The organism is Campylobacter concisus (genome assembly GCF_003048835.2).
Lineage (GTDB): Bacteria > Campylobacterota > Campylobacteria > Campylobacterales > Campylobacteraceae > Campylobacter_A > Campylobacter_A concisus_D.
Map to the genome: position 1 here is coordinate 842,805 of NZ_CP060705.1, position 15,162 is coordinate 857,966.

Consider the following 15,162-nt stretch of genomic DNA (forward strand, 5'->3'; position numbering starts at 1 on the left):
GCGAGCATTTCTAACTAAAACAATATCTCAAATTTAGCATTTACGCTGTTTGATCTTACATCTTTAGCAAAAGCTCCAGTGTAAGAAAGGCCTAAATTTACATTTTTATAGACATTTGCTTTTATGCCAAGGCTAGCTGTGCCAAGGTTTTTAACCTCTTTGCCCTCTAGCTCTAGATATCCAGCATTTGCGACATTTACACCGATAGTTGGTTTTGTGTCGCCAACTAGTCTGTTGTATGCTAGATCAGCTTCAAATTTCATCTTAGTGCTACCTAGGCTAAATGGTACGCTAGGGTTTAGACCAAGGCTAAAAATGCCTAAATTTCTAGTTTTTTCATCAACATCCATTTTGAAAATTCCTACATTTTGGCTTGTGCTATCAGTTTTCATGCGTAGATAGCTTGCACCCACATAAGGATTTAGCGAGAAATTTTCTGTGTTAAAGCTAGTTAGGGCTAAATTTGCATAAGCATTAAGCGCTTTTTCTTTGCTTTTTATATGATCGTTTGAGTAAAAGCTTGCGATTGTTGCACCATTTTGAGTTTTGCGCTTAGCATCTGTGTATAGTACTCCAAGGTCTAGTTTAGTGCTAGCGATCTCGCTTTTGCCGTAGATGCCGATGCTTTTGCCTTTTGTCTTATAAGCATCATCGCCGTCTTCTTTTACTTTTTCTGTGCTAGCACCAAGAACACCGCCAAGTACAAATGCGTCATTTACACTGCCGTCAAATCCAAAAAGCTGTGTCATAGAGTTTGCTTTTATGTCATTAAATTTCATAGCATCAAACATGGTATTTGACCAAAATTTCATGCCATTTGAGTCGCTTGCTCTTATGCCAAATGGGTCAGATTCGTGGTTGATAATTGCATTTTTTAGCATGATACTTTCTAGTAAAAATGCATTGTGCTGAGCTAAATTTGCCTCATTTGCAAATGTTTTTAGAGTTTGTTTTGCCTCCTTTGGTGTAGTGTAGATGAAGTGTCTATAAAGATCGCTTGTGATAACTGCTGGCCTGCTTCTAAATGGCGAAGGAAGTAGTGCTGGCTGGCTTGCTGTACTTTCTATGAGCTGTGCAACTTTCTTTTGGTTGTCATTAGCTGCGATGCTTGTCATTGTATTTTTTGATTTTTTAAGAGTAAGCTCTAGCTTGTTGTCGCTATAGCTTTTGCTAAGATCAAAAAATGCATACTCTTTTGAAAGGGTATCTTCATAGCCTTTGAAATTTCCAGTTGCTGTAAATGTTTTTGATTTTGTGCTGTCGTTATAGAGCCTTTGCATGATCTCTAAGCTTGGCTCACTTATGTTTATAAATGAGTTTTTCTCGAAATTTAGATCTAAATTTGAAGCGCCGTTTGAGACGATGTAGCTACCGCCTGATTTGATAGTGGCTTTTACTACGTCATTTGAGCTTTTTTTGGTCACTTCTCCTAAAGATAGTTGCAAGGTAAATTTATTTCTACTAATCTTTGGCACGCTCATTTCTCTTACAATTTCTAGTGCGCCGCCATTTTCTACTATCACGTCGCTTGATTTTATAGATTGATTAAGAGCTGTGATCTTGCCGCCTTTTATTATGGTCTTGCCAGTGTAAGAGTTGTCTCCTGCTAGGCTTAGTGTGCCTTGACCTCTTTTTATAAGAGTACCTTCGTAGCCCTCACTTGCCCTTAGCTCTCTTGCTCTTTCTCTAGCGTTACCTATCTCAAGTTCGGCTTTTTGCTCTGGTGTTAAATTTGCTATTTTCTCTAGCTCAGCCTTGCGCTCGGTCCAAATTTTAGCCTCTGCATCATCTTCTGTTTTTCTAAATTTGATAGCCACATCGCTTATGTTATTTGAGTAGATATCATCGCTATTTAAATTTACATCAAACACTCCTAGAAGCTGACCTGGTCCAAACATCGCCTTATATAGATCCACTACGCCCCAACCCCAGCGCTCATCAGGCACTCCAAGCGCAGCAGTAAAGCCTGAAATTTTTCTAGTATCTGCTGGCTCTTTGAAGTCATCATGAACTTGCCTTGCAGTAGTTAGTAGCACCTCTCTTATCTGAGCGTTATTCATATATGGGTATCTTTGCATGATGACACCAAGTGCGCCAGTGACGTGTGGAGCTGCCATTGATGTGCCGCCTTTTGTGTCGTAGTCTGCTTTGCCAGTTTTTAGATCAACGACGGTTGAGTATATAGGTTTTGCAGGTGCTGCCACGCTCCACCATTTTGAGTGGCCAGGTGTGTTATAGCGCTGCGTGTCACCCTCTAGCTGGCCAGTGACGTTTAGCCAGTACTTCTCAGCATCAGGTCTAAAGTAAGGAAGCATCGCTCTTGTATATGACTCTTTCATCCCGTCTCTGTTGCCAGCAGTAAAAATTTGGATGACGCCATATCTTGTAGCGACCTCATAGGCTGCATCTAAGAAATTTTTGTCATTTACTACAAATGGATAGTAGCTTTTATATGCAGCATCAATATCTTTGATATCTAGGTTATTGCCGCCATCATACCCAGTAGCACCTTCGTAGGCTTTGTAAAATTTACGGTTTGAACCCCAGCTGTTATTTATCGCTCTAGCTCCACTCTTTGCTAGCCCTTCGTAAGAATTTAAAAAGAAGTTGTAGTCTTGATTTGGACCATATGTCATGCCGTCAGTGCCGCCGGTATTGCCCATTATAAGTCTTGCATCAAATGCTACGCCGTGCATGCCCACACCATCTCTTGACGCAGCTATCGTGCCAGCTACGTGAGTGCCGTGAGAGTCATTTACTCCAGCTATCCAGTCACCATCTATGCTAAATTCTTCACCTTTTTTAAAGTCACCAAAGTCTTTTTTATTTTTATCTACGCTGCCTTTTTTAAGAAGAGGTGAGTTGCCATACGCTGTGTCAGGGTATCTTTGACCATCTTTATAGTAGCTACCAGAGACTTTTAGCGCGCTTACTCTGCCATCACTAAATTCTGGATGGCTAAGTAGCACACCAGAGTCCATAACGCCAAGCGTTACGCCTTTGCCAGTTGCTCCAAGAGCATATGCAACGGCTGCGTTCATGCTCACTAAACCCCAGTCGGCTTTGTACTCATCGCTCTGCCAGCTTTTTATATCGCCAAATTTACCTCTGTTTTGCTCACTAGCACTTAGCTGATTAGCAAGTAAAAGAGTGCAGCAAGCAACACTTAAAAGGATGCACTTTTTGCTTGAAACGGATCTTTTCATATCTCGTCCTTTACATAAAATTTAAACCAATTCTAAAATTCTTAAAATAAATTATTAATTAAAATAATAATAATTTAATGAAAAATAGTAGGCTAAATTTACGAAAATATACGTTATTTACGCTAGTTTTACATTTAACGAGATATTTTATAAAAGACTTAATCTAAAATTAGTTATTTAAATATAATTTTTTTTATCTCTATTTTTAAAACTATTATTTATATATTTTTTTAAAGGATTATTATTTTTCATTAAATTTACAGGACTAAAATTTCGCAAATTTATTCAAGGATGAGATATGAAAAAGAGTTTATTGAGCCTTGCGTTGTTTTGCACTTTAGCTTTTTGTGCCGATGATGAGGTGGTTGGCAAACAAAATGATCAAGTATGGATAGGAGCTATGGGCGGATGCAAGCTTTATGTATTTTCACTAAAGACGACTGACGCGCCAGTAGATAAGCTAATAGCCAAAGATGAGGCGCAAAAAGAGCTTGTGGCAAATACTAAAAATTTACCAAACAAACACAACGTAATGTTTGCAAAGTGCGATGACTACACGGCACTCATAGATAGCGGTTATGAAGATAGCTTGAAAATTTTAAAGTATGATCTGCAAACTTTTGGCAATATAAAGCCAGAGGATCTAACCTACGTCATCATCACGCACGCTCATCCTGATCACATAGGTGGGCTCATAGATGGAGGCAAAAAGACATTTAAAAACGCCAAGCTTCTTATAGATGAAAAGGAGTGGGACTACTGGATGAAGGGCAAAGATGAGAGGATAAAAGAAATTTTATCGCTTTATAAGGACGATAAGAGCTTTTTTGATCATAAAAAGCCGCTATTTGACGGGGCACTAAAGATCATGGCTATCCCAGCCTACGGCCACACTCCAGGGCACAACATGATAAGCTTTGAGGCAGATAACGACAAGATCATCTTTATAGCTGATCTTCTTCACGTCCTAGCAGTGCAAGAGGTCGAGCCAAGCATATCTATCACTTATGATGTAGATCCAGTGCAAGCTGCCAAAACAAGAGAAAAGGTGCTTGATGGCTTGGAGGACGAGACTACTAAGATAGTGGGAGCTCACATGCCTTATAAGAGCCCTATCACCTTGCCAGAGTGATAAATTTCTTTTGCTTTACAAATTTAGGATAAAATGCGGGCTTTAAAGGAGAAAATATGAGTGAATATGTAAATTTGATATTAGCCCTTTTGCTTGCGGTCCTTGCATTTGCGTTTTATAGGGCTAGCAGGGCTTTAAAAAAGGCCAAAGATGAGAGCCAAAATGTATCTGTAAGTACTGAAATTTCACAGCTTAAAAGCATCGGCGAGCTATCTGTTTTTCAGGTGTATAGCAAAGAGATCGTCACAAAAACCGATCATGCGTTTGGAAATTTTGGCAAAGAGTATCTAAGGTGGCTAGTGAGTGAAAAGAAGCTTTCGATGATATTTGAGTTTGAGATAAATTTCATTTACGATCTAACCAGTCCAAAACTCGAGATCATGCAGATCGCAAACTCTAGCTATAAGATAAAAATGCCCCCATGTAAGTATAAATTTTCAATCGCCGATATGAAATTTTACGATGAAAAAAATGGCAAATTTATACCATTTTTGCTGCCTGACTCGCTAAATGGCTTTTTTGGTAGCACATTTACAGAAGAGGACAAAAACAGGCTCATAGAAGAGGCGAGAAATGAAGTGAAAAAGATGAGCGTTCGCCTTATCTCACAGCTTCAAAGCAAAATTCACAAATCAGCTCGCGATACGCTTGAGGCTATAGCTAAGAGCTTTGGTGCAAATAAGGTCGAGTTTGCCTTTGACGATAGTGACGAGCAGATAAATGAGCAACTAAATTTAGAAAATATCGCATAAAAATTAAATTTAAAGGAGAAAAAATGAGTGTAAATTCACAAGAGGTCACACAAACACCTGGTAACAACACAGTCTTTCAAACATGGGTCTTAAAAGGCGACAAAAAGGCATGTAAAGAGGGCTTTGCTAAGCTTTGTGCTTTGGTTGTAAATTTAAATAAAACTGCCAAAGTTAGATTTGGCGCAAATGAAAATGTAAATTGCGTCCTTGGCGTGGGTCATGATGCTTGGAAAAAGCTTGAAATTTCAAAAGAATTGCCAAAAGAGCTTGTAAATTTTAAAGCTATCAAAGGCGATAAACATGAAGCCGTTAGCACAAAGGGCGATATCCACATCCATATCCGCGCGCTAAATGCGGCTGATTGCTTTGACATGGCTCAAAATATCAAAGAAGTTTTGTTTAAATTTGCAGAGCTTACAGATGAGACTCAAGGCTTTAAGTATCACGACGGCAGGGCGATAATTGGCTTTGTTGATGGTACTGAAAATCCTGATGGCGAAGATAGAGACCTTTTTGCAAAAGTTGGCAAAGAGGATGCTAAATTTAAAGGCGGTAGCTATGTTTTTGTGCAAAAATACTTTCATAAAATGCAAGAGTGGAACGCCACAAGCGTGAGCGAGCAGGAAAAAGTTATAGGTCGCTCAAAAGAGTATGACATCGAGATGGACGAGAGCGTAAAACCTACAAATTCACACTCAGCTGCTGCAAATGTAGGCGACGATAAAAAGGTCGTGCGTGGCAATATGCCATTTACTGAAGGTAGCAAAACAGGCACTTACTTCATCGCTTATGCTAGCACCTTTTCAACGGTTGAACTTATGCTTAAAAAGATGTTTATCGGCGAGCCAAAAGGCAACTCAGATAGGCTGCTTGACTTTAGTACGCCAGTGACTGGGGCTTTATATTTTGCTCCTACGCTTGATATGCTTGGTGACTACGAGGGATAAATTTAGCTTGGGGCGAAGCAAATTTGCCCCTTTAAATTTATAAGGAAAAAGATGCCAGAGTGGTTTATCTATGCAGCTCTTTCGGCTGTTTTTGCTGCACTTACCGCGATCTTTGCAAAGCTTGGTGTAAAGGACATCGACAGCGATTTTGCGACATTTATAAGAACGGTCGTTGTCGTTTTTATGCTTATTTTACTTCTAAGCGTGGCTAAAAAATGGCAACCACTAAGCTCACTAAGCCCTAAAAACTGGCTCTTTCTCATACTAAGTGGCATGGCAACTGGGATGTCTTGGCTTATGTATTTTAAAGCGATGCAAGCGGGCAAGGTCTATCAAGTGGCACTAGTTGATAAATTTAGCGTTGTGCTAGCTGTCATTTTGGCTGTCATATTTCTTGGTGAGAGGCTAAATTTAAAAGAAATTTTAGCCCTCTGTCTCATCGTATCTGGCGTGTTTCTACTCATTTTTAAATAAAATTTTCTACATTATTCTTAAAGTATATTTTTAATTTTAATTTGTAATTAATCAAAAAGCCCCTAGAATTTGAACGATTTCATTTTTAAAGGGAGAAATATGAAAAAAATTATTCTATCAGCCATCGTAGCTTGTGCTGCATTTGGTGCTGGGCTAAACTACACAGATGTCGTAAAAGACGTTTATGGTGACGCTAGCTCAAACAAAAGTATAGGCAGACTGCTACCAACCAACGCAGTTGAAATTTTGCAAACAAGTGGCGACAGAGCGCAGATCAAAGTAAAAGGCTATCAAAACCCAGCCGTTAGCAACGTAATTTATTTTGCTGATGGCGCGAGGATCATCTCAGTAGCATTTGCAAAAACTGCACCTTTTGATATCAAAGTGATAAAAGAGGGCAAAAACGGCAAATGGAACGAGGTAGAAACGACAGTTTTCGTTCAAAAAGATGGCTTTAGCACCGATGTAAATGCGATGTTTGCAAAAGCTGATAAGATGTATAAAGAGAGCTGTGGCGTTTGCCATGCGTTGCCTCAAACTACGCACTTTAACGCAAATCAATGGCCGTCACTTCTAAAATCAATGATCGGCAGAACCGCAATAGAGAAAAAAGACGAGTGGCTAGTTATCGAGTACCTACAAAAACACTCATCTGACGTAAATTTAGGCAAATAAGTAAAACCTAGCAGGGCTAAATTTAACCAATTTTAGCAAGGCAAAGGGTTTAAATTTAATGGTTTTACTTAGGGAGAAAACCAAATTTAGTCCGCGTAGTCGGACAAGTAACTTTAGGTGGGTGCAGGGAGTGCTTGCACTTCCGCTCGCAGCCCAGGCTTTGCCTAGGTGAGAAGTTAAAGATAATAAAAGGAGAACACGATGAACGAGAACAGACGAGATTTTCTAAAAAAAGGTGCAACAGCACTTGCAGCTACACCTTTGCTTTCAGGTGTAACAGCTTCAAATTTGTTTGCTGATGAGGTTAAAAAGGGCGTTGTAAAAAATGGCGAAACTCTTACAGCTGCTCACTGGGGCATGCTAAAAGTGACAACCAAAAACGGCATCGCTGTAAAGTCAGAGCCTATCCAAAAGACAAGTGAAATTTACAACCCACTTCAGCACTACACACCAGATATGATCTATAAAAGTCGTATCAAACACACAATGGTAAGAAAGAGCTACTTGCAAAACCCAGATAGCCCAAAACCAGAGCTTCGTGGCATTGATGAGTGGGTTGAGGTGCCTTACGAAGAGGCGATCAAGCTAGTTGCTAGAGAGCTTAAAAAGACAAGAGCACAAAAAGGCTTACAAAGCGTTTTTGCGGGCAGCTATGGCTGGAAGTCAAGTGGAAACGTGCATAACTCAATAATTTTGCTTCATAGATTTATGAACCTTAGTGGCGGCTTTGTTGGCTCGCTAGGTGACTACTCAACAGGCGCTAGCCAGATCATCATGCCTCACGTTGTAGGTAGTATCGAGGTCTATGAGCAGCAAACTAGCTGGCCAGTCGTGCTTGAAAACTCAAAAGTCGTAGTCATCTGGGGCGCAAACCCACTTGCGACACTTCGCATAGCTTGGACAGCGACTGATGAGCAAGGCTTTAAATACTTTGAAGAGCTAAAAAACAAAAAAGATATCAAAGTTATCGTGATCGATCCTATCAGATCTGAAACAGCACAATACTTCGACAAAGCTCAGTGGATCGCTCCAGTGCCAAACACCGACACAGCGATGATGCTAGGTATGATGCACTACCTATATGAAAGTGGCAAATACGATAAAGAATTTATCGAAAACTACACTTATGGCTTTGATAAATTCCTCCCATATCTACTTGGCAAGACAGACAACACTCCTAAAAATTTAGAGTGGGCGAGCAAAATTTGTGGCATCGACAAAGGTACTTTAAAAGAGCTAGCTGATACATTTGTAAGCAACCGCACAATGCTAATGAGTGGCTGGGGTATGCAGCGCGCTCATCACGGCGAGCAACCACACTGGGCGATGGTGACACTTGCAGCTATGATCGGTCAGATCGGACTTCCTGGCGGGGGATTTGGCTTAAGCTATCACTACTCAAACGGCGGCGCACCAACATGCAAAGGTGCAGTCATCGGCGGTGTAAATAGCGCAAGTGTGGGTAAATTTAACGAAAAAGGCGAGTTTATCGGCACTGATACAGGTGAGTTTGACAAACGCGGTCGCTTCGTCGCAAAGGCAGCCGCAGTAGCGGGCACAGGTCAAAGCTGGCTACAAAAAGCAACCAACTACGCTTTCCCAGTAGCTCGTATTGCTGATGCGTTGCTTCACCCTGGCAAAGTGATAGATCATGACGGCAAAAAGATCACCTATCCAGACATCGACTTTATCTACTGGGTCGGCGGCAACCCACTTGTGCATCACCAAGATACTAATACAAATTTAAAAGCGTGGAGAAAGCCAAGAACCGTAGTTGTTCACGAAGCCTACTGGACACCGACAGCAAAGATGGCTGATATCGTCTTTCCAGTCACCACAGAGTATGAGAGAAACGACATTACGATGACAGGTGACTACTCAAATATGAATATCGTGCCAATGAAACAAGTCGTTGAAAAATACCGCGAGGCAAAAGATGACTATCAAATTTTCACTGATCTTTGCAAGGCTTATGCTAAAAATTTAGTCGTTGCCTACACAGATAATGGCAAGGATGAGTTTGACTGGATCAAAGAGTACTACGACGCAGCCTACGCTCAAGTAAAGGCCGTCCCTGAGCTTGCAAGCGATATGAAGCCATTTGAAGAGTTTTGGAATGAAAACAAACCAGTCACGTTTGCCTCATCTCAAGATAGTGATAATTGGGTAAGACTTGGCGAATTTAGAGAAGATCCTGTGCTAAACGCTCTTGGAACGCCTAGCGGTCTTATCGAAATTTACTCAGATACGATCGAGAAAATGGGCTATGATGACTGCAAGGCGCACCCAACTTGGTTTGAGCCGATCGAGTGGCTAGGCATGAAAGATAAACCTGCAAAATACCACATGATAAGCGCTCACCCAACTGACCGCTTGCACTCACAGCTAAGCCAAACTTCACTTCGTGAGAAGTACGCTATCGCTAACCGCGAGCCAGTGTGGATAAACGAAAATGACGCAAAAGAGCTTGGCGTAAAAACAGGCGATTTGGTGTGTGTATTTAACGCTCGTGGCGAGGTACTAGCGGGTGCTTATGTCACCAAAAACATCAAAGAGGGCGTTGTAAAACTAGCTGAGGGCGCTTGGTATGACGGCTTTGATAGTGGTATCTGCAAAAACGGCTCTGCAAACGTGCTAACCATAGATATCCCAACAAGTAAGCTAGCAAACGGCAATATCAGCCACACAGCTCTTGTAAATATCAGAAAATATCAAGGCGATGAAGCACCAAAACTTACAGCGTTTTCTGAGCCAAAATTTTCTAAATAATTTCAAAGCAGGGGAGTGATCTCCTGCTTAAATTTATCTTTGCTTATAAAATATCTTTAACTACTTTTTCAAATTTATCTATTCATTTTCGTAAATTTTAGAGAAAATTTGAATAATTTTTATTAATTTATATTATTTATTTGTAATTTAAATTTTCTTAAATCACCTAAAATAGGGCATTTACTTAGTAAAGTAAATTTATTGTTACTTAAATGTAATTTATATTTTCAAGTTATATTTAATTATTAAAGTAATAAAATCCGCTTCGTTTTTTGGAGAAACAGCCAATATAACGTATCTTGTAATGCAAAGGAATGAAAAATGAATAATCTAAGTATAAAAATAAAGATCCTACTAATTGTAATTTTAAGTCTTATTTGTTTAAGTGCAACAAGTATTTATATTTTAAATGGTGTTTTTAAGACTAGAAGCCAAGCTGTATCAAGCCTTAATACAGCTGAAGATATCATAAAACAAAGTGAATTTATCCATGAACTTCAAAAAGAGCGTGGTTATAGCGCAGGCTTTATAGCTAATGGCAAAGATGCTGATAAAAATTTAAAAGAGCAAAGAGCTAAAGTTGATGGCGTTTTGTCTAAACTTTCTAACAAAGATGAACTTTCAAGTGAGCTTAATAGCATAAGAGCAAAAGTAGATAGTAAAGAAAGTTTTGCTCTCATAGCTCCAAAATTTCACGATATGATTGAAAATACACTTATATTTGAAAATTCCCTCGCAAGCAGCTCTGAGCCTGATATGAAAGATAACTTGGCTAGAATTTTTAGCATCTCAAAGATCAAAGAGTATTTTGGTATCACAAGGGCGGTGTTAAATGCTGCCTTTATAAAACATAACATCGATAAAAATACATACGTAAATTTGGTTTCATTTAATGCAAATATCAAAAATCTCATAAATGACTACGTGAAATTTAATGCAGGCACATACGCAGATAGTTTGCAAAAAGAGATCTTGCAAAGTGATGAGTTTCAAAAGATAGATGATATCATCAAAAGTGCTATCACTACTCCAGATGAGACAGCTGGCAAGATCGAAGCGGCTAGTTGGTTCCAAAGCATCACAAATTTGATCGATAACTTTAGAAACTATGAGCTTTACTTGTTAAATGATATGAAAGATAAAGCTTTACAAGATATGAGCGAAGCTGGTAACTTAGCTGTTTCTATGGTTATTTTGCTTGCCTGTTTTATACTCTTGCTTGTTTTGGTTTCATTTTTTGTTGGTAAAAATATCATTTCAGGCATCGATAGCGTAAAGGGCGGGCTAAGCGAGTTTTTCTTATATCTAAACAACAAGACAAATTCTGCCAAACTTCTAAGCTTAAAAGGTAAAGATGAAATTTGCATCATGTCGTCGCTCATCAACGACAACATCCAAAAGATCCAAACATCTAAAGAAAAAGAGAACACCTTCATCCAAAAAGCCAACACCTTTGTAAATGAGATAAAAGATGGCAACTATGAAGCAAGCTTAGAAGCAGATACTAATAACCCAGCTCTAAATCAACTAAAAAGCACATTTAAAGATCTACAACTTGCTCTTAAAAATGCAATCTCAAGTAATGGTAAAGATGTACTTGATCTACTAAACACTTATAAAAACCAAGACTTTACAAAAAGACTTGATGATGATGGTAAGATAGCAAGTGGTATAAACTCTCTAGGTATAGAAATATCTAAAATGCTAAATGACAATCTAAACCAAGCCCAAACCCTTGAAGAAAAAGCTAAACTTCTAGCAAGCTCAGTTTCTAAAGTAGCAAGCTCAGCAAACACTCAAGCAAATAGCTTACAAGAATCTGCAGCTGCAGTTGAACAAATGTCTAGCTCAATGAATGCCATCTCTCAAAAGACAGCTGATGTTATAAGACAATCAGATGAAATTAAAAACATCATAACTATCATTAGAGATATAGCAGATCAAACAAACCTACTAGCTCTTAATGCTGCTATTGAAGCAGCTAGAGCTGGAGAGCATGGTAGAGGATTTGCAGTTGTTGCTGATGAAGTTAGAAAACTAGCAGAAAGAACTCAAAAATCTCTAGGTGAGATAGAAGCAAATACAAATGTCCTAGCTCAATCAATAAATGAGATGAGTGAATCAATCAAAGAGCAAAGTGAAGGCATAAATATGATAAATCAATCAGTTGCTCAAATAGATAATCTAACAAAAGAAAACGTTGTAATTGCAAACCAAGCAAATGAAGTAACATCAGAAGTAGATGAGATGGCTAAAGCTATAGTTGAAGAGGTTAGGAAGAAGAGGTTTTAAAAACACTTCTTTCTTAGAGTTTTAACAAACTAAAATTTGTTTAATGCAAACTACTGAATTTAATAAACTCCAATCTGGTTTAAGCTGGATTGGGGTTTAGTCTTTTTAAATTCTAAACTTTAAATTTAATACTCAAGAAACTTCAAGTAAATTTTAAAATTTCATGAGCAAGTAATTTCGGCTCTGATTTTAGTGGCAAGCTTTGCGAAACCTAAAATCAGTAGTCAATTCTTGCGAGTGAGTGAAAGTTTAAAATTTGATAGACGCTTACTAAAATACTTAGCAGATTTAGAGATATTTATTATTTGATATATAAATTATATGTATTTTTATTTGTAAAATTTTACAAAATTTCAAGTCTTGCGCTGATGTCAGCAACGCCTTTTGAATACATTGCAGAAGTTACTATCGCATCGGCATTTGCAAATTCTTTTGCATTTGATAAATTTACGCCGCCAGCTGCTAGGATTATGGTATTTGGCGAAATTTCATCTCTTAAAGCTAGCACGTTTTTGATAAGCTCTGGGCTAAATTTGTCACACTGCACGACGTTGCATTTTGCCTTTAAAAGCTTACTTGCTTCTTCTAAAATTTCAGCCTCTACACAGATCTTTCGCTCGACCATTTTAGCTTTAAATTCTGACAAATGCGAGATAAATTCATCAAAACTAGCATAGGCTTTTATGTGGTTTTTAAAGAAAAGAATGCTATCACTTAGTCCAAGTCTATGCATGCCACCACCGCCTTCAAGCACGGCTTTTACACAAAATTTCTTTGCAAATGGGAAGCTCTTTCTGGTTGCTAAGACTTCGCATTTTTCATTGACGCTTTTTGCAGCTTTTACCATTTTGTTTGTGTAGGTTGCGATGGCGCTGGCGTATTCTAGTGCGACTTGGGCTAGTTTCCAAGCCTTATGCACATCTTCGTAACTGCCATAAATTTTTATGATCACATCGCCAGCCTTGCAAATTTGAGAGTTTTTGACAAAAATTTCGCTCTCGCAGCCAAGTAGCCTTGCCACACTTGCTGCCACATCTACGCAGCTTACGCAAATTTCATCACGCGAGTAAATTTCAAGTGAGGCGTTTTTATCGATATTTTGAAGCGACGTTGTGAGGTCAAAGTAGGGTAGGTCCTCATTTATGTAGTCTAAAATTTCAGCGTCGCTTAGTCTCATTTTACGCCTTTTTTGAAGCGGTTTTTGCTTTTACGATCATCTTTTTAAAGATGCCGTTATCGTAAAGTCCAGCGTGGTAAAGCGCAAAGCATGTAAATGCTATGCCAGAAACTACGTGGAATTTTTTAACAGATCTATTTTTCATAAAAAGTGCGCTTAGGCAAACAGATGCCAAAGTGACGCTCATGCCAACCTTTGCTACTTGTCTATGAGTGTTTAGATCTAGTAGTTTGCCGCTTATCTTTATATCTTTTCCCAAATTTTCTCCTTTAGTTTTTGCTCCAGCAGCTTGTATTTTTGATGCCAAGGCTCTCTGGGTCAAATTCTGGGTTTTTACCAGCTTTTCTTTGAGCTTCGTAGTCTTTTATAGCTATTATCACCACTTTTGATAGTAAGAAAATGGCGATGATATTTATCGTAGCCATGGCTGCCATCGTGATATCAGCGATGTTCCAAGCGAGCTTTAAGTTCATCTGAGCGCCTATAAATATCATAATCACTGCTGTGATCTTAAATGCAAGCGTTAAATTTTTACTCTTAGTTAGAAATTTCATATTTGCCTGTGCGTAGTAGTAGTTGCCGATGAGTGATGTGATGGCAAATAGCACTACTGCAAGGGTCGTAAAGTGTAGCCCAAAGTCGCCAAAATACTCTTTCATCGCTGCTTGAACGAGAGGTAGGGCGGTTAGCACTTCGCCACTTACTCCAGTTTGTTTTGTAAGATATGCCTGAGAAAAAAGCACGATCATACCAGAGGCGATGCATATCGTCATATCGATAAAGACCGCCATTGCCTGAACTAGTCCTTGCTTGACTGGGTGGCTTGTGTGAGCCGCAGCCGCTGCATTTGGCGCTGAACCCATCCCAGCTTCGTTTGAAAAAAGTCCCCTTTTTATGCCTATTACGATCACGCTTCCAGCAAATCCGCCAAAGATCGCTTTAAAATCAAATGCACTTTCTATGATCATCTTGATAACGGCTGGAATTTCTTTGAAATTTAAAACGATCGCGATGATAGCTAGCAAGATGTAAGTAAGCGCCATGAAAGGCACTATATATGAGCTAACTTTGCCGATGATGTGGCTCTTGCTAAAAAACATCACAGCCGTAAATGCTGTAAGGATAAGTCCGATGCCAATAGGCAAGCCACTTTGCGCAAAGGTGATGTTGCTGCCTGCTTGGTCGTAGTAAATTTCAAAGGCAGAGGTCATGGTGTAGCTTTGAAGCCCGTTAAAGCCGTATGCATAGGTGATGATGAGGATGATAGCAAACAAAGAGCCAAGCCACTTTATGCCAAGCCCATTTTTGATGTAGTAAGCTGGACCGCCTTTAAAGCCAAAAACATCTTTTGTCTTATAAATTTGAGCTAGCGTGCTCTCTATAAAGGCTGAAGCTGAGCCTAAAAACGCCATCAAACACATCCAAAAAAGCGCCCCTGGACCACCTGCGACGATGGCAGCTGAAATTCCAGCGATGTTACCGATACCAACGCGTGAAGCAGTCGAGATCATCAGCGCTTGAAATGGTGTTAGATGGTGCTTGTTATACTTGTCCTTTTTCTCTACCAGAACTCTGCAAGCTTCAAAGAACATCCTAAACTGCACAAAACGGGTAAGATAGCTAAAGTAAATTCCTGAAGCTACAAGGATGATAACCAAAAAATATCCATATAAAAAGTCGTTGGCTACATCCATTTTGCCGTTTAAAAAGTTTAAGAAATTCTCAAACACCATCTATC

The 15,162-nt window shown here is 39.2% G+C and carries 11 protein-coding genes and 1 pseudogene; 8 read left to right on the forward strand and 4 right to left on the reverse strand.

What is annotated here, in order from left to right:
- Positions 1-14 precede the first annotated feature (14 nt).
- Positions 15-3,206, reverse strand: coding sequence for a S8 family serine peptidase (locus CVT08_RS04205; RefSeq protein ID WP_107856923.1), 3,192 nt, complete (start codon positions 3,204-3,206; stop codon positions 15-17).
- A gap of 298 nt (positions 3,207-3,504) precedes the next feature.
- Here CVT08_RS04205 and CVT08_RS04210 point away from each other — a divergent pair, with 298 nt between their 5' ends.
- The 8 genes and pseudogenes from CVT08_RS04210 (at position 3,505) to CVT08_RS10420 (ending at position 12,247) form a co-directional block, all read left to right on the forward strand.
- Complete coding sequence (locus CVT08_RS04210; RefSeq protein WP_107856924.1) at positions 3,505-4,338, forward strand: MBL fold metallo-hydrolase; 834 nt, start codon at positions 3,505-3,507, stop codon at positions 4,336-4,338.
- A gap of 56 nt (positions 4,339-4,394) precedes the next feature.
- Complete coding sequence (locus CVT08_RS04215) at positions 4,395-5,090, forward strand: DUF4230 domain-containing protein (protein ID WP_107856925.1); 696 nt, start codon at positions 4,395-4,397, stop codon at positions 5,088-5,090.
- Positions 5,091-5,113: 23 nt separating this feature from the next.
- Positions 5,114-6,037 carry a Dyp-type peroxidase gene (locus tag CVT08_RS04220; RefSeq protein ID WP_103611845.1) on the forward strand — a complete coding sequence of 308 codons (924 nt, stop codon included), beginning with the start codon at positions 5,114-5,116 and terminating at the stop codon, positions 6,035-6,037.
- A gap of 51 nt (positions 6,038-6,088) precedes the next feature.
- Positions 6,089-6,511: an EamA family transporter gene (locus tag CVT08_RS04225; protein ID WP_107856926.1), complete on the forward strand. Its 423-nt coding sequence runs from the start codon at positions 6,089-6,091 to the stop codon at positions 6,509-6,511.
- 99 nt (positions 6,512-6,610) lie between these two features.
- Positions 6,611-7,186, forward strand: a complete 576-nt coding sequence (locus tag CVT08_RS04230) for a cytochrome C (protein WP_107856927.1) — start codon at positions 6,611-6,613, stop codon at positions 7,184-7,186.
- 201 nt (positions 7,187-7,387) lie between these two features.
- Positions 7,388-9,955, forward strand: a complete 2,568-nt coding sequence (locus CVT08_RS04235) for a molybdopterin-dependent oxidoreductase (protein WP_107856928.1) — start codon at positions 7,388-7,390, stop codon at positions 9,953-9,955.
- A gap of 321 nt (positions 9,956-10,276) precedes the next feature.
- A pseudogene (locus CVT08_RS10415) lies at positions 10,277-11,077 on the forward strand (nitrate- and nitrite sensing domain-containing protein); the annotation flags it as partial.
- 579 nt (positions 11,078-11,656) lie between these two features.
- A complete protein-coding gene (locus CVT08_RS10420) occupies positions 11,657-12,247 on the forward strand; it encodes a methyl-accepting chemotaxis protein (protein ID WP_269059487.1) in 591 nt (196 codons plus the stop codon).
- A 343-nt stretch (positions 12,248-12,590) separates the two neighbouring features.
- On the opposite strand, the gene modD is transcribed toward CVT08_RS10420, so the two are convergent.
- The 3 genes from modD to CVT08_RS04255 are packed head-to-tail and all read right to left on the reverse strand — an operon-like array spanning position 12,591 to position 15,157.
- Complete coding sequence (gene modD / locus CVT08_RS04245) at positions 12,591-13,424, reverse strand: ModD protein (RefSeq protein WP_107856929.1); 834 nt, start codon at positions 13,422-13,424, stop codon at positions 12,591-12,593.
- 1 nt (position 13,425) lies between these two features.
- Positions 13,426-13,683: a hypothetical protein gene (locus CVT08_RS04250; protein WP_021088499.1), complete on the reverse strand. Its 258-nt coding sequence runs from the start codon at positions 13,681-13,683 to the stop codon at positions 13,426-13,428.
- A 10-nt stretch (positions 13,684-13,693) separates the two neighbouring features.
- A complete protein-coding gene (locus CVT08_RS04255) occupies positions 13,694-15,157 on the reverse strand; it encodes an alanine/glycine:cation symporter family protein (RefSeq protein ID WP_035170309.1) in 1,464 nt (487 codons plus the stop codon).
- Between the last annotated feature and the right edge of the window lie 5 nt (positions 15,158-15,162).

What these genes read in the sequence shown, in the direction of transcription:
- CVT08_RS04255 (WP_035170309.1), bottom strand. Translation starts at nt 15,157, where the DNA reads ATGGTGTTTGAGAATTTCTTAAACTTTTTAAACGGCAAAATGGATGTA.
- CVT08_RS04235 (WP_107856928.1), top strand. Translation starts at nt 7,388, where the DNA reads ATGAACGAGAACAGACGAGATTTTCTAAAAAAAGGTGCAACAGCACTT.
- modD (WP_107856929.1), bottom strand. Translation starts at nt 13,424, where the DNA reads ATGAGACTAAGCGACGCTGAAATTTTAGACTACATAAATGAGGACCTA.
- CVT08_RS04225 (WP_107856926.1), top strand. Translation starts at nt 6,089, where the DNA reads ATGCCAGAGTGGTTTATCTATGCAGCTCTTTCGGCTGTTTTTGCTGCA.
- CVT08_RS10420 (WP_269059487.1), top strand. Translation starts at nt 11,657, where the DNA reads ATGCTAAATGACAATCTAAACCAAGCCCAAACCCTTGAAGAAAAAGCT.
- CVT08_RS04220 (WP_103611845.1), top strand. Translation starts at nt 5,114, where the DNA reads ATGAGTGTAAATTCACAAGAGGTCACACAAACACCTGGTAACAACACA.
- CVT08_RS04230 (WP_107856927.1), top strand. Translation starts at nt 6,611, where the DNA reads ATGAAAAAAATTATTCTATCAGCCATCGTAGCTTGTGCTGCATTTGGT.
- CVT08_RS04215 (WP_107856925.1), top strand. Translation starts at nt 4,395, where the DNA reads ATGAGTGAATATGTAAATTTGATATTAGCCCTTTTGCTTGCGGTCCTT.
- CVT08_RS04210 (WP_107856924.1), top strand. Translation starts at nt 3,505, where the DNA reads ATGAAAAAGAGTTTATTGAGCCTTGCGTTGTTTTGCACTTTAGCTTTT.
- CVT08_RS04205 (WP_107856923.1), bottom strand. Translation starts at nt 3,206, where the DNA reads ATGAAAAGATCCGTTTCAAGCAAAAAGTGCATCCTTTTAAGTGTTGCT.